We start from the raw sequence: 16,628 nt of genomic DNA on the forward strand, positions 1-16,628 counted from the left end.
CCTCCTAGCTTAGCGTGTATCCATAACACGATTTTTTTGAATGATTTGCATCACCATACCAGCTGTTTCTTCGATAGATTTATTAGTTACATCAATTACTGGACAATGCAACCGTCTCATCACAGTTTTTGCATAATTTAACTCTTCTTCAATACGGCTTACATTCGCATAATTAGCGTCCGCATGTAGTCCCATGGTACGAAGACGTTCTTCACGAATATTGTTCAATTTGAAAGGATCAATAATTAACCCCACAATCTTGCGCCCTGGAATTTGGAACAATTCTTCTGGTAACGGTACTTCTGGTACCAATGGTAAATTGGCCGCTTTTATTTTTTTATAGGCTAAGAACATAGATAATGGTGTCTTACTAGTACGAGAAATACCAATAATGACAATATCTGCTTTTTCAAAGCCTTTTGGATTTTTACCATCGTCGTATTTCACGGCAAATTCAATAGCCTCTACCTTTTTGAAATATTCTTGGTCTAGTTTATGAATCATACCAGGTGCCAATCTAGGCTCTGTATCTGTCATAGTTCCTACTGCATCCATAACAGGACCCATAATATCTACGGCTTGCACACCCTGTGCTTTACAAGCTGTATCTAAATAAGACCGCAATGCTGGTGATACAATGGTATGACAGATCACATGTCCGCCGGTAGCGGCTTCTTTTACCACTTCATTTATTTGTAATTCATCATTAATATAGGGCACACGAACGATATCAATCGTTTCCTTATCATATTGACTTGCCGTAGCACGTGCCACTGATTCAGCTGTTTCTCCTAGGGAGTCAGAAATTGCATAAATAATTTTAGCCATAATTACTCCTATCGTTTTCCACAGTCCCAAAATAAACGGGTCACTGTGGTTTTAGAAATACGACCTACTACACGATATTCTTTACTTGTCTCTAATAATACCTTATCTACTACCGGTACGCAATCGATTTCAAAATCAATCATCCGTTCTACTGCTTCCACAACAGGCATATCGGGATATGCCACTACGACTTTACTAGTAGGTGTCATGATCATGGAAATAGGCATAGTATTTAAATCAGACCCGCCAAGAGAGGCACGCAATAAATCTTTACGAGAAACCACTCCTTTTAATATACCATCATCGCAGATTAAGATAGTTCCTACATCTTCTGTGAACATGGTAACAATTGTGTCATACACAGATGCTGTAGAACTGACTGCTACCACACTAGACATAACTTGTGCCACTGTGAAACTATTAATCTCTGCCGCTAAGGGATTATTTGCCACTTTACCAACATAGTAATACCCTACCTTTGGCCGTGCATCTAAAATACCCATCATTGTCAGTACCGTTAAATCTGATCGCAACGCAGACCTCGTTAAGTCCAATTTTGTAGCGATCGCTTTACCAGTGATAGGCCCTTCTTGTTGTACAATTTGTACAATCGATTCTTGTCGTTTTGAAAGATTCATATTGTTACCTTTCTATGAAAAAGGAGGCTCCTTCCAGAGCCTCCTCATCTATTACCAATCTAAAGCTTCTGTATTTTGACGACCTTTGCCTGTCAAAGCATCTAACATAATGCGTTGTTCTAATTGTGCCACCATTTTTTTCGTAGACACCACAGCATCTGGATTTACAGAAATAGAATCAATACCATGTTTTACTAAGAACTCACAGAACTCTGGATATACACTTGGTGCTTGTCCACAGATGGATACTGTTTTGCCATCTTTGTGTGCTGTTTCAATTAAATGTTTAATAGCACGTTTTACAGCCAAGTTTCTTTCATCATAAATATGTTGTACAGTTTCATTATCTCGATCACAGCCTAATACAAGCATCGTTAAGTCATTGGAACCGATAGAGTAACCATCTACATATTGATTGAATTGATCCGCCAAGATAATGTTCGCAGGGATTTCAGCCATCAACCATACTTTGAAGTCCGCATTACGTTGTAAGCCGTGTTCTGCCATAATACGAGTTACTTCTGCTGCTTCCTTCACAGTACGACAGAATGGAATCATAACTTGCAAATTTTTAAAACCGAATTCATTGCGTACTTTTTTAATGGCTTCTAATTCTAACAAGAACGCTGGTGCATAGCGTTCATCATAGTAGCGAGAAGCACCACGGAATCCAAGCAACGCGCTAGATTCTTCTGGCTCGTATTTATCACCACCATTTAAATCACGGTATTCGCTAGATTTGAAGTCACTCAAACGCAATACAACTTGTCGAGGGGCTAAGGCTGCACATACTTTACGCATACCTTCGGCTAATGTATCGATGGCAAAATCACGACGACCTGTTTCGATTAAATGCATTGGGTGTTCATGAATAAAGGTAGTCCAAATGAATTCCTCACGCATTAAACCAATACCATCACAAGGTAATACGCCATATTTTTCAGCCAAGTCTGGATCGCCTAAGTTCATGTAGATTTTAGTGGCTGTAATCGGTGTTGGCTCTACATAGCGAGCTTCTGCTGCCGGTTCTACTTTTTTGGTAGCCTCTTCTAAAATTCCATCATACACAATACCATTGGTAGCATCTACCGTAATCATTTGACCGTCAGAAATCGTTTTCGTCGCCTCTTCACTGCGAGATTTTGTACCTACAATACAAGGAATACCTAACTCACGGCTTACGATAGACGCATGACAAGTCATACCACCAGCATCAGTGACAATAGCTTTAGCTTTTTTCATCGCTGGTACCCAGTCAGGTGCAGTCATAGTAGTAACAAGGATTTCTCCTTCTTTGAAATCATCGATATCTTCTGGATTTTCGATCACATGGGCACGACCTGCTGCTTTACCAGGGCTCGCAGGAAGACCTTTTACAACAATCTTACGTTCTGTGGTAGTCGCTTCTGCTACAGCTTCTTCTTTTTCTTTCTTTTGAGAGAATACAGTTTCTGGGCGAGCTTGTAAAATCCATACTTTTCCATCACGCTCATCGATGCCCCATTCCATATCCATATAGCATCCATAATGCTTTTCAATGGCTTTTGCATAGGTTGCTAGTTCGATGACTTGTGCATCAGTAATCACTTGGGCACGAGCTTGATCATCAGGGATTTGAATTTCTTCACAATCTCCATCAGGTTTACGAACTAATGCCACATTTTTATCATTAATCATACGATCTGTAATTTGCAAAGTTGCTTTGTCTACAGTGAAATTATCTGGTGTTACAGTACCTTGTACAACATATTCACCAAGACCCCAAGAACCTTCGATGATGATCGATTTATCATCGCCGTTCATAATATTCACAGAGAACATAACACCTGCCGCTTTGGAGTATACCATCATTTGGATAGCCGCAGACAAGGCTACTGTCATATGGTCGAAACCTTGTTTTACACGATAGTACGTAGCACGGTCTGTGAAAGTAGATGCATAGCATTCTTTTACTTTCGCAATGATCATATCTGCGCCACGAACATTTAAGTAAGTATCTTGTTGACCTGCAAAACTAGCATCTGGCAAATCTTCCGCTGTAGCACTAGAACGAACCGCCACAAATGGGTTCACTTCTCCTACTTTACGGGCTAATTCTTCATAACCTTCACGAATCGCCTTAGCTAATGGAGCTGGCATTTCTTCATCCATAATCATTTGACGCACTTCTGCAGTGACCTTACGTAACAACGCAGAGTTCTCTACATCATGTAATTCTTCTAATTTAGCTTTAATACGTTCCACCAAACCAGTTTCTTCCATGAAATAACGATACCCATGGGCTGTCGTAGCATAGCCATAAGGAACAGGAACATTCGTAGAAGAAGTCATTTCTCCCAAAGAAGAAGACTTACCACCAACAATATCCACATCCTCACGATGCAATTCATCAAACCAAAGAACATATGCAGTATCACGACTCATGATTATCCCTCCATCAGAAATAGTACTCATAATTCAATTATATAGTACAACACATATAATAAATAGTCAAGCATTATTAAGAATATAAGGAAAGGTGATTTAGTAAGATAACTATCATATACCCTAATTTATTAATAGAAAACTCCAGATAATAGGATAAGTTAAAGTTGAATGCACATTCAATCATCTTATAACTGATATACCAAAATTAGTATAGCACTAATAAAAAAGCACCCTATACGGGTGCTATCATAGATTGACTAGGTGGGAGTCGAACCACACGCTTCTCCTCAGAGGAACGCAGTTAGGCGTAGTAGCCTTGTGGCGTCTCTTTCTACTAAAATGAGTCTAACCCAAGAAGAGCACGGTGTGCCCCGAACAAACATTATGAAATACCGTTTGTGAGGGGTATACCGTGCTCTTCCCTTTACACTATTTAGTTAAAACCGCCACAGGCTACATAGACTAACAAGAGACGATTTTGATGAATTTCCGCTTCCCAACTTGCAACACCATACCATCTTTCAAAACGACATGCTCTTCGTTGCATTTTTCACCATCAATTTTAAAGGCACCCGCTTTAATGGATCGTCTCGCTTCTCCATTACTTGCTGTTAATCCTGCATCAGATAATAATTGTGGTACGAAAACAGGTTCTTCTGTAATAGCCATTTTATATTCTGGAATATCTGTTGGCATCGCATGTTTTTGGAACACACGAACAAACTCATCTTGACCAAAGTTAGCAGCTTCTTCACCATGGTATAAACGAACAATGGTATGAGCCAACTTCATTTTTACATCTCTTGGATGTGCTGCACCAGACTCTAAATCTTTGCTCAATTGTTCTTGTTCTTCAATAGACATATCGGTAACAAGCATGAAGTAACGCATCATCAATTCATCTGGAATCGACATAGCTTTGCCATACATTTCAGAAGGAGCTTCGCTAATACCGATGTAATTGCCAAGGGATTTACTCATTTTTTGAACCCCATCAAGGCCTTCTAAAATCGGCATAGTGATGATTGTTTGTTCTGGCATGCCTTCTTCGCCTTGTAGATGACGACCCATTAACAGGTTAAATGTTTGGTCAGTACCACCAAATTCTACATCAGCTTTTAAAGCAATAGAATCATAACCTTGCATCAATGGATACATGAACTCATGAATACTGATAGGACGACCTTCTGTATATCGTTTATGAAAATCATCACGTTCTAACATACGAGCTACGGTGTACTTAGATGCTAGTTTCAACACATCAGCAAAGTCTAATTTGCTCAACCATTCGCTATTAAAGCGCACTTCTGTTTTTTCAGGATCTAAGACTTTAAAGATTTGCTCTTGGTATGTTTTTGCATTGGTGATAACTTGTTCTTCAGTCAATGGAGGGCGTGTTACACTTTTACCAGTAGGGTCACCGATACGAGCTGTAAAGTCACCAATTAAGATGATAACTTTATGTCCAAAGTCTTGAAACAATTTTAACTTACGCAAGACTACAGTATGACCCAAGTGGATATCTGGAGCTGTAGGATCCAAACCTAATTTAACAATCAATGGCGTATTGGTTGCTACGGATTTTTCAAGTTTCTTCTTAAATTCATCTTCTGGTAAAAGATCAGCTACCCCATGGGAAATGAGGCGAAACTGTTCTGCTGCACTAATCATGATTATCTCCTATATTACTGTGAACTTTTAGAGGATTTAGGGGCAATAACGGGATCTTTCCCTTTATTACTTTTTGATTTAGAGGGGCTTTCATCATTTGATGTTGTACCATCATCATTATCTAAATCTCCATCTCCATCTTTCTTATCTTTATCGTCTTTTTTCTTGTCTTTATCATCTTTTTTCTTATCTGGATTTGTATTACCTGCATATGCCTCAGGACCTACACCATCTGGTACTGTAAAGTTAGAGGCTGGTGTATCTGCCAAAGCTGCTTGCATGTATTGTCTCCAAATTACGGCTGGTGTTTGTCCACCTGTGGTGCCGTGCAATGTTTCAGATCCGCTGTCATCACCCATCCATACGACGGTAACTAAATCAGGCGTATAGCCAGCAAACCAGGCATCTTTTTCCTCGTCAGTAGTACCCGTTTTACCTGCTGCAGGACGTCCAAAGTAAGCATTGCCACCAGTACCATATTTAATAACAGATTCTAGCATATTCGTCATTATGTAGGCGTATTTAGGTTCTACTACACGAGTTTCTTCAATGGATGATTCTTCTACAATATTGTTATTGCGGTCTACAATTTTTGTAATTGATACAGGTTTAACTTTCACACCATTATTAGCAAGAACACCGTACGCTACAGCCATGTCTATCGGTGTCACACCTTTTGTTAAACCACCTAAGGCTACGGCTAAGTTGTCATCGCCTTTTTTATCCAATGTGGTAATGCCCATTTTTTCTGCTAAGTCTAGCACGTTGGACATACCCACTTTATCAGCTGCCAATACGGCTACTACGTTATTAGAATGTGCTACCGCATTACGCATCGTCATGGCACCATAGTGTTTACGCGAATAGTTTTGCGGTTTCCAACCATGGAACTCCGATGGTTTATCCACATACACAGTACCTGGGTTATCGCCATGCTTTAAAGCTGCCAAGTATACAAATGGTTTAAAGGACGAACCTGGTTGACGTACCGCCATGGTAGCACGGTTGAAAGAATCTGTACCGCGACCACCCACCATAGCTACGATATGACCATTGTGAGGATTAATCGAAATCAATGCCCCTTGTGGCTGACGCAAGCCATTTTCATCGGTATAGTAATCCGGTAAGTTTTCCATAGCATGTTCTGCTGCACGTTGCGCCTTCATATCGATGGTCGTGTAGATTTTCATGCCCTCTTTGTAAATAGCATTATCACCATATCGTTCCGATACTTCATTGATGACATAGTTAACGAAATATCCCATACTGCCATAGCCATTAGTGGATTGCGGTTTATCCAACAAGTGGATATCTGCTTCTTTCGCTTCCTCTGCATCAGCTTGAGATAAGTAATCATATTTTACCATCTGTCCCAATACGACGGCTTGACGCGCCTTCGCTGCTTTCAGATTATTAAATGGAGAATAATAGTTAGGACTTTGTGGTAAGCCTGCTAAAATTGCCATTTGCGCCAAGGATAAGTCTTGTACATCTTTGCCAAAATACACATGAGCGGCAGTTTGCACACCATACGCACCTTGACCAAAATAGATTTGATTCATATACATTTCCAAGATTTCTTGTTTTGTATAATGCTGTTCAATACGCAATGCCAACAAGGCTTCCATAATCTTACGTTTAAACGTACGATCCTGTGTTAAAAAGGCGTTTCTTGCCAACTGTTGAGTAATCGTAGAACCACCTTCTGCTACACCGTCATGAGCAATATTGACCCACACAGCACGCATGATACCGATAGGATCGATACCATGATGGCTATAAAAACGATTATCTTCTGTAGCAATAAAGGCATTTTGCAGATTTTTTGGAATGTCCGCCAATTTCACAGGCAATCGATTTTCCTCTGAATGAACAGTGGTAATCAAGTCACCATTAGCATCATAAATCTGGGATGATGCGGCAGGTTTTACATTACCTACATCCGGCAAGGACGACATGGTGGCACCTAAAAAGCCACAACCTGCTCCTGCCACAATCAATATAAATAAGATAAAGAAAATCCAAAAAGAACGTTTCCAAGATGATTTTTTCTTTATCGGTTTCTTTTGCACTACCCGTCTCCTAGGAGGAATGGGTCTTGATGAACTAGGATTCATACGTCACCTCTCTAAAGCTCATTATTTCCTATAGAACTCCCTTAATTATACTCTATTGCAGTTTTTTGCACAAATTAGAATTCCATAAAGGATTCATTTATAGGATTACAGTCGTCGCTCCTGCACCACCTTCATCTAAACTAGCTAGGTCATAACTTTTAATACCTGGCAAGGTCCTTAAATAATCATGAACTCCAGACCGTAAAGCTCCCGTTCCTTTACCATGAACAATACGCACCGAATTTAATCCAGCTAGTATAGCTTGGTCAATGAATCTTCCTACTTCTACAATAGCTTCATCCACAGTTCTACCAATAATATTTAACTCAGTAGAGGCTTGTTGTTGACGAATGACCGCCATACCAGATCGTTTCCGCTGACGATTGGACATAGGTGCAGGATTTTCTTTACGCAATAAGGCACTGGCTTCCTCACGAGTGGCTGCTAATAAATCCTTTTCTTTCACAGTCACTGTCAGTCCATTCATGTCAACTTGAATCCGTTTTCCTTGAATAGCCAATATAGTGCCCAACGATTGTAAGTTATCTAGGAACACAACATCGCCTACTTTTACCTTAGTCACATCTAAAGGATCTCGTTTTTCAATAGTCCCTGTTGGAACAGCTACATTGGATACGCCTTTTCTAGCTTTAGATATAGCATCCTGACGTTTTTGCTTGTCCGTTTCATTAAAAGAACCTTTTAACTCTTTAATGATTTGTTCACTTTCAATACGAACAGATCGTTTCATATTTTGCGCTTCTTCTCGAGCTTTTTCTAAGATGACCTTTTTCTTATCTTGTAATGCTTTTTTATCACGCATCACTTGGGTACGCATACGGCGCACTTCTTCTTGTTCTTTTTTCAAAGCTCGTTCCCGTTCTTGCGTTTTTCTAAGCTCTTGATTTAAATCACGAAGCATATCTTCCATAGCACTACGTCCATTCAGTTCCCATTGTTTGCGAGCTAAGTCCACCACGTCTTGCGGTAATCCTAAGCGTGCTGCAATGCTAAGTGCATGTGAACTACCTGCTACACCAATATGTAATCTGTAGGTTGGTCGCAATGTACGTTCATCGAACTCTACATGAGCATTTTCAATACCTTCCGTTTGATACGCATAGGTTTTCAACTCATTATAATGCGTGCTCACCATCATGAGCGCTCCTTTTTTACGGAAGTATTCAATGATTGCAATCCCTAAAGCACTTCCTTCTTCTGGATCCGTGCCAGAACCTAATTCATCTAGTAATACTAAATCATTTGGTCCTACCTTTTTCAGTATCCGAATTACCTGCGACATATGGGCAGAGAATGTACTCAAACTGGCTTCAATGCTTTGTTCATCTCCAATATCTGCATAGATATGGTGAAAGATTGGTAAAGCAGATCCGCTGTCAGCTGGAATACATAAGCCACTTTGATTCATTAACGCCAACAATCCCAATGTTTTTAGAGACACTGTTTTACCACCAGTATTGGAACCCGTAATCAACAAAATACGATACTTCGTCCCTAAAGTGATGGTAGTAGGAACTACCACATTCGGAGCTAGCATAGGATGACGCGCTTGTAGTAAATTCACTTCTCGACCTTGACTGATGATGGCACGGACGGCTTTCATCCGTATGGCTAATTCTGCTTTTCCATAGACAAATTCTACATGGGATACACGTTTACATGCATCTAATAATGTGTCTACATGAGCTCGTACCAACTCTGTTAATTCTTTGTAAATACGAAGTACTTCTTGTTCTTCTGCCAAGGTAGCTTCTTGTAATTCATTATTTAAGTCTACCAATCGCATAGGCTCAATATATAAAGTGGCACCTGTAGCAGATCTATCATGAATAAGACCAGGAAATGCTCCTCGATATTCTTGTTTTACAGGAATGACGTAACGATTATTACGCATAGTAACGATAGCTTCTTGAAAATATTTTTGATTATCCTTATCCTGTAATATTCGCTGTAGATCATTTTTAATAGCATTCTTTGTGCGACTCATGGTCATTCGCAACTGTTGTAGTTTAGGTGTAGCGCCATCCAGTAACACACCATAAGCATCAAAAGTTCGTTCAAAGCGCTTGGTCAGCTTATCATGACTTGGCAAATCCTGTACCCACAAAGATAATAATGGGTAGAGCAAATACTTTTCTTTAAAAAAACGATGCATCCGATTATATGCCAAGATAGTGGTATGCAAGTCCCAAAGTTCTTCACGAGTCAAAATAATTTCTTTACGACTTTTCGTACAAGTTGTACGAATATCTTTCGTACCACTGATGGGTTGCTCCACTTCTTGCTCTAAGGAGCGCATAGCTTCCACTGTTTCATCTAGGGCATCTTCAATTTTTTGACGGTTGTGCATAGGTTGCAAATTCAGTGCATATTCTTTAGCTATGGCAGAGGAACACACATCTGCCAGCTTTTGCCGTATATGTTGAAAGTCTAAGACTTGTTCACTATTCATTATGATTCCCCTAATATTCCTTTAAAAAAGTGTCCCCTTGTGATATGAGTAGCTCCTTCTTTGCTCGGTGGTTTCACAGTCCCCTCTAGTAATTGATGATACATACTCACCTCGTTAGCAATCCATTTAGGACTTCGTTGTCTTCCATCAATAACCAATCGTTGTAACCCAGAACGTCGTAAGTCATCGATATAGCTTTTCATATCTAACTCACGGCTATTCATAATATGGGTACGACAGAATGGATCTGTATAAATTGGAAATAGTTCACCCTTTCTATCTTGCAAAGCATAGTCTTGTTTCGTACACACCACAGGACAACCTCGTTTATAACCTGTACCGGCAAAACTGCTGATAGGACAATACTCAGAAATCATCAATTCTACACGACCTTGCACAATAGCTCCAATGGGCATAATATTTTTACTTGCCATCGTATTCATTTGATGCAAGGTAGCCTCTAAGGACACATTGACAGTACTAAATCCTAAGTCATTAAGTATACCCAAGGTGTGAGAGTTAAAGGTTTGCAATCCTGTATCACCTTCCACCACACCTGTATATCCCAGTTGATGTAATACTTCCAAAGCCCCCAAGAAATGTACTCGAATCCCATCTGGATTGGCTTCTACCATATGGGCTAGCATATCCCTAAAGGCTGTACTTTCATTATCCTTAATCACCCTTGGGGTACTGAATATAATTTCTTTATTAGCCTCACGACACATTTGTACAGCTTCTTGATATATAGGATATGCTACTGGGATTCTGTGTAATGGATCGCCAAACACAATGCGGTCTACTGGTGTCATGACTGCCTGCTGCAGGCCTTCTAAAGAATCCACTAAGATTTCTAATTGTTTTGTATTAGATTCTAGGGCATGCGCCTGTGTAAATCCTAAGACCTGTCCCACAGTTTTTGTCATATCTCCTAATAATTCCATCCCTGTCGGCAAGTTCGCTTTACGTGCTTCCCATGATGCCACGTATTGTTCTATTAGCAATTCTTCCATAGCCTCCACAGCATTTCTACGGAGACTATTTAAGACACTGCTAGGCCACATGAAAGAACCTTCTGGAACCGTCACATGATCTAACTCAAATAGAGTATTTCCTAAACGACCTAATTGTTCCGTAATTTTCTCCACAGAAGTAGGTTTGTGATTAGCCATTTGTAATACATATTCATCTGTGACTGTTACCGTTTGACCAGAATCTAACATCATCGTCAATGACACAGTACTACCTTCTTCACCATGTAAGAACATATAGGATTTGTATTTACGAGTAAAATCTTTTAACCCCCGTTGTTTGGTGTATCCCCCTTGGCTGGCACGATAGACCTTGCCTGCACTAATGGTTTCCGTAAGTGGAATGCGATATATATTACGATCAAAAGTCATATCCGCCGTCACCGTAATATAGTGTACATCTCCCGTATGGGCGATGACTTTCAGCAAGTCACCTTCTGCTACAGCCTCCTTAGTGCACAAGACCAGCATACGGCCTTTTACCTGACCTTCTCCCAAGTATTTTCCTAAATGATTAGGCGCACTGATGGTCATCATAGACTTGGAACCATTATTTTCTAAATAAGCCGTAGAGAACCCACGATTAAACCCTTCTTCTAAGCGAGTAAAATCTGCCTCTGTGGCTTGTCCAGATCTATCGATGATAGTCCGATACGTACCGATAACTTCATGCACATAGGATACCTTTTTCATGCGTCCTTCTACTTTGAATGAAGCTACACCTGCTTCGATGAGCTCTTTCATATACGCACTATAGTTTAAGTCCTTAGGACTCATGATATAGGTCTCTTTATCATGAGTAATTTGTTCACCATCTAAAGTAACCAATTGGTATGGCAAGCGACATGGTTGGGCACAAGACCCACGGTTGCCACTACGTCCACCAATGAAACTACTCATCAAACATTGTCCAGAGTAGGAGATACAAAGCGCTCCATGAATAAACACTTCAATTTCAGCCTTCGCATGTTCACAGATATGGCGAATTTCATCTAGGCTCAGCTCCCTAGATAGAACCACTCGTGTAAATCCTAAGCGTTCTAGAAATTGTACAGTCTCCAAATTAGTAGCCGTCATTTGTGTACTACCATGTAGCTCTAAGGTAGGCGCTACTTGACGCGCTATTCTTGCAACACCAAGATCTTGCACAATAATGCCGTCTACACCAATGCGTTCTAGTTCCCGTAGATGCTCTGCTAAGGCTTTACTTTCACGGTCACCTACCAAGATATTCACCGTTACATAGATACCCACCTGTAATATATGAGCTAATCGCAAAGCCTCTCGCAACTCATCATAGTCAAAATTTCCCGCATGAGATCGCGCATTAAAGACCTTACCGCCTAAATAAATGGCATCAGCCCCTGCTTCAAGGGCGGCCATAAAGTTTTCCATTGTCCCTGCTGGGGCTAATAATTCCATCACAACTCCTTATAATAAATCGGTCATCCCATAAGAGAGATGACCGATTGTTACATCCCGTAGGATTTACGTATTATCGTAAAGTGCAACCTTTGTCTGCTAATTTTGCTAACATCGCTTGGATTCTATCTTCAATATCAGCATCTACTAATGTACCTTCATGAGAACGGAACGACAAGGTATACGCCAAGCTACGATATCCTTCTTGGATATGTTCCCCTTCGTATACGTCAAAAATACGAACACTCTCAAGATATTCGCCGCCTTCTTGTTTCATCACTTCTAACACATCAATAGCTTGCACATCTTTTGGTGCTACAATCGCTAAGTCACGACTAGTACCAGGGAATTTAGAAATTGCTGTGAAAGAAATTCCTTTGCGGTTCACTTGTAACAATGCTTCTAAATCCATTTCAAATAAATATGCTTTACCACTAATGTCATAATGACTTGCTACTTGTGGATGTAATTCACCAAAGCGTACTATTTCAACACCCTCTACGGAGATACTAGCACTTACACCTGGATGTAAATAATACTCTTTACTTCTACTAATTGCATAATTTTCAATACCAAGATTAGCGAGTACAGATTCAATGATACCTTTTAGATCATAGAAGTCTACATTTCTAGCCGGTACATTCCATTCTTGGCGATCCCATTTGCCTAGGATAACCCCTGCTGCCATCATGCGTTCGTTTGGTAATTCTGTAAGCGGCAATGCCTTAGGTTCGTACACAGCAGCCACTTCAAAAACGGCTAAATCTAAATTCTTTTGAGCTATATTGCGTTTTGCTGTTTCTAAGACGCTAGGTACTAAAGTAGTACGCATCACCGGAAACTCTTCGGAAATTGGGTTTAGAATAGGAATCGCTTGATGTCTGCTATCTGTTTCAGGAATTAACAAATCTTGCAAACTATCTTTATGCATGAAACTAAAAGTAATAATTTCATCTAAACCAGCTTCAGCCAAAGCATGTTTTACATCATGTACTAACGCATGCATAGGAGATACTGTTCCCGTTTGGATTCGTGCCAATGGCGTAGTAGGTGCAATATTATCATAGTTGTGAATGCGTGCTACTTCTTCTGCAATATCTGGCATGCCTGTTACATCATCACGCCAAGATGGAATAGTAGCCACTAATACCTCACCATCAACTTTCACGTCGAAGGATAAAGTTGTTAGGATAGTAATCATCTCTTCTTCTGCAATATTAGTACCTAAATACGAATTTACAGCTTCACTCGTGAAAGACACTGTACGCACTTCTTTTGGCGCTGCATATACATCAACCACACCTTTTGCTACTACAGCACCTGGTGTAATATCCAACAACAATTGTGCTGCCCGATCTAAAGCTAGTGGTGTCACTTCGCTATTCACACCACGTTCAAAACGACCAGATGCTTCAGAGCGCAAGCCTAATGCACGAGAGGTACGACGAATAGAAGCTCCATTAAATACAGCAGCTTCCAATACAACCGTTGTTGTTTCATTGGATACTTCACTATCAGCACCACCCATGACACCAGCCACCCCTACAGGACGGTCAGTATCAGCGATAACTAGCGTAGTGTTTGCTAATGTACGATCATTGCTATCCAAGGTTTGAATCACTTCTCCCTCTGTAGCTTTACGAGCTACTAAACTATGTCCATGTAGATGATCATAGTCGTAAGCATGCATTGGTTGACCTAATTCCAACATTACATAGTTCGTTACGTCCACTACATTATTAATAGGACGAATACCGCAATTACGCAAACGATTTTGTAACCATAATGGAGATTTTTGAACTTTTACATTTTCAATCAAACGTCCCATGAAACGAGAGCATAACTCTGTATCAGCAATAGAAATATTCAAACGACCTTCAATAGATGGTCCCTCTTCTTGGACTGTTACCTCTGGGAATGTAGCTTCTGTTTTATCTAATACGGCAAATTCACGGCTTAAACCAACCATGGAGAAACAGTCCGCACGGTTTGGCGTCAACTCAAATTCATAGACTACATCATTAAGACCTAGTACTTCTTTTACATCTTGTCCAATAGCTGTACCTTCAGGGAAGATATAAATACCAGTAGCTTCTTCTGGTAACACTACATCTGTAGATAAGCCAAATTCTGCTACAGAACAGAACATGCCTTCTGATGTTTGTCCACGAAGTTTGCCTTTTTTAATTTCTGTACCATCTGCTAAACGAGATTTATGGTACGCTACAGGAACGATTTGTCCCACTGCCACATTAGTAGCCGCTGTTACGATTTGTTTCGTAACCGGCTCACCTTCTTCTGTTAAGCATTCTACTTGGCACACTTGTAATTTATCTGCATCAGGATGTTTTGTAATTTCTACAATTTTTCCTGTATAGATTTTTTTAATACCTGTATCACAGTTGATCACTTCTTCTACTGGAATCCCAGCTTGTGTTAAGGCATCTGCAAATTCTTGAGGGTTCTCGCCAAGATTCACAGATACATAGTCTTTCATCCATTGTAAACTAGCTTTCACGGTAACCTCCTAGAATTGCGTTAAGAAACGTTTATCATTTTCATAGAATAAACGTAAATCATTAATACCATATTTCAACATTGCAATACGTTCTACACCCATGCCAAAGGCAAAGCCTTGTACTTCATTTGGATCATAACCATTCAATTTCAATACATTAGGATGGACCATACCACAACCAAGAATTTCTAACCACCCTGTATGAGAGCATACACGGCATCCTTCACCGTGGCACATGCAACAAGAAATATCTACTTCTGCACTTGGTTCTGTAAAAGGGAAGAAACTTGTACGGAAACGTACAGCTGTATCTTCACCAAACATGTGTTTCAAGAACAACTCCAAGGTTCCTTTCAAGTCAGAGAAGGTAATCTTCTTATCGATAACAAGACCTTCCACTTGATGGAATACTGGAGAATGTGTGGCATCATAGTCCCAACGATATACTTTTCCCGGTGCAATCATGCGGATAGGTGCATTTTTTTCGCTACCTTGCAATGTTCTCGCTTGCACTGGAGATGTATGGGTACGAAGTAATACGGAATCGGTAATATAGAAAGAATCTTGCATATCACGAGCTGGGTGATCTGCAGCTAAATTCAAGCATTCAAAATTAAAATAGTCTGACTCAATTTCAGGACCTTCTTCTACAGCATAGCCCATAGACACAAAAAATTGTTCAATTTCTTCGTTGATTTTTGTTAATGGATGTAAATGGCCTTTACGAACAGGACGACCTGGTAATGTAATATCAATAGTTTCTTGTTCTAATTTAGCTGCCAATACAGCAGCCTCCATTTGTTGTTGTACTTCATCCAAGGCTTCTTCCAACGCTACACGCACTGTATTTACCAAGGCACCCATAGCAGGACGCTCTTCTGGAGATAGTTTACCCAATCCTTTTAATAAGGAGGTAACTTCTCCCTTTTTACCTAAATAGGTAACACGAATATCTTGTAATTCCTGCAAGTTCGCAGCCCCTTGAATTTGGGCGATTGCTTTCTCTTGCAATGCTTGCAATTGTTCTTTCATTGATTCCTATCCTCCAACTATTCTTCATCTAACAACGACCATGGCAATTCTGGTAATACCAAATCGTCAAGAACCATAAACGTTCCACTTCCCATATAGACAAGGTCTCCCATATCATTATACAAACGACAAGATGTAACCATCGTACTTTGACCTTTGTGTTCCACATTGGATACACCGCGGATTCTTGCATTTTTCGGCAATGATTTCACAAAATTACCATTAATTTGTGCCGTTGTCACTTGCTTTCCTAGTGTAATACAAGCCAATCCCATGAGATAATCTGACAAACTCAAATGTACTCCACCATACACATCACCTCTCGGATTGCTGTGCAATTGTTCTTCGCTGTGAAAGTCTAGTTCCACATGTCCTGGTGACACATTCTTAAGTGTGACGTGATGTAGCACCTCAAAAGGATGTGAACTTGTATGCTCTTGAAAGTATTCTAATAATGTTCTATGTTCCATA

The 16,628-nt window shown here is 40.1% G+C and carries 10 protein-coding genes; all 10 read right to left on the reverse strand.

The genetic code is table 11. The features are described from left to right. Positions 1 to 9: 9 nt before the first annotated feature. The 10 genes from EO116_RS00620 to EO116_RS00665 all read right to left on the reverse strand — a co-directional run bounded on the left by EO116_RS00620 (position 10) and on the right by EO116_RS00665 (position 16,627). Complete coding sequence (locus EO116_RS00620; protein ID WP_127160196.1) at positions 10 to 828, reverse strand: pyruvate, water dikinase regulatory protein; 819 nt, start codon at positions 826 to 828, stop codon at positions 10 to 12. A gap of 8 nt (positions 829 to 836) precedes the next feature. Continuing rightward, positions 837 to 1,466, reverse strand: a complete 630-nt coding sequence (locus EO116_RS00625) for a CBS domain-containing protein (protein ID WP_009354020.1) — start codon at positions 1,464 to 1,466, stop codon at positions 837 to 839. 51 nt (positions 1,467 to 1,517) lie between these two features. After that, on the reverse strand, positions 1,518 to 3,890 hold the full coding sequence (ppsA, locus tag EO116_RS00630; RefSeq protein WP_127160197.1) for a phosphoenolpyruvate synthase: 2,373 nt from the start codon (positions 3,888 to 3,890) through the stop codon (positions 1,518 to 1,520). A gap of 465 nt (positions 3,891 to 4,355) precedes the next feature. Further along, positions 4,356 to 5,564 carry a tyrosine--tRNA ligase gene (tyrS, locus tag EO116_RS00635; RefSeq protein ID WP_127160198.1) on the reverse strand — a complete coding sequence of 403 codons (1,209 nt, stop codon included), beginning with the start codon at positions 5,562 to 5,564 and terminating at the stop codon, positions 4,356 to 4,358. A 14-nt stretch (positions 5,565 to 5,578) separates the two neighbouring features. Beyond that, complete coding sequence (locus EO116_RS00640) at positions 5,579 to 7,681, reverse strand: penicillin-binding protein 1A (RefSeq protein WP_127160199.1); 2,103 nt, start codon at positions 7,679 to 7,681, stop codon at positions 5,579 to 5,581. Between the two features lie 97 nt (positions 7,682 to 7,778). Beyond that, the gene (locus EO116_RS00645; RefSeq protein WP_127160200.1) at positions 7,779 to 10,154 is read right to left on the reverse strand and encodes an endonuclease MutS2; all 2,376 of its coding nucleotides are present in this window, start codon (positions 10,152 to 10,154) and stop codon (positions 7,779 to 7,781) included. Beyond that, positions 10,154 to 12,607: a DUF3656 domain-containing protein gene (locus EO116_RS00650; protein WP_127160201.1), complete on the reverse strand. Its 2,454-nt coding sequence runs from the start codon at positions 12,605 to 12,607 to the stop codon at positions 10,154 to 10,156. Before EO116_RS00650 ends, EO116_RS00645 begins: the two co-directional genes overlap by 1 nt. 73 nt (positions 12,608 to 12,680) lie before the next feature. After that, a complete protein-coding gene (gene pheT, locus EO116_RS00655; protein WP_127160202.1) occupies positions 12,681 to 15,125 on the reverse strand; it encodes a phenylalanine--tRNA ligase subunit beta in 2,445 nt (814 codons plus the stop codon). A gap of 9 nt (positions 15,126 to 15,134) precedes the next feature. Beyond that, positions 15,135 to 16,157 carry a phenylalanine--tRNA ligase subunit alpha gene (gene pheS, locus EO116_RS00660; RefSeq protein WP_127160203.1) on the reverse strand — a complete coding sequence of 341 codons (1,023 nt, stop codon included), beginning with the start codon at positions 16,155 to 16,157 and terminating at the stop codon, positions 15,135 to 15,137. Positions 16,158 to 16,174: 17 nt separating this feature from the next. Beyond that, entirely contained in the window at positions 16,175 to 16,627 is a 453-nt protein-coding gene (locus EO116_RS00665) for a PaaI family thioesterase (protein WP_127160204.1), read from the reverse strand. Between the last annotated feature and the right edge of the window lies 1 nt (position 16,628).

This window comes from Veillonella sp. VA137, from assembly GCF_003992015.1.
In the GTDB taxonomy this organism is placed as follows: Bacteria; Bacillota; Negativicutes; order Veillonellales; family Veillonellaceae; genus F0422.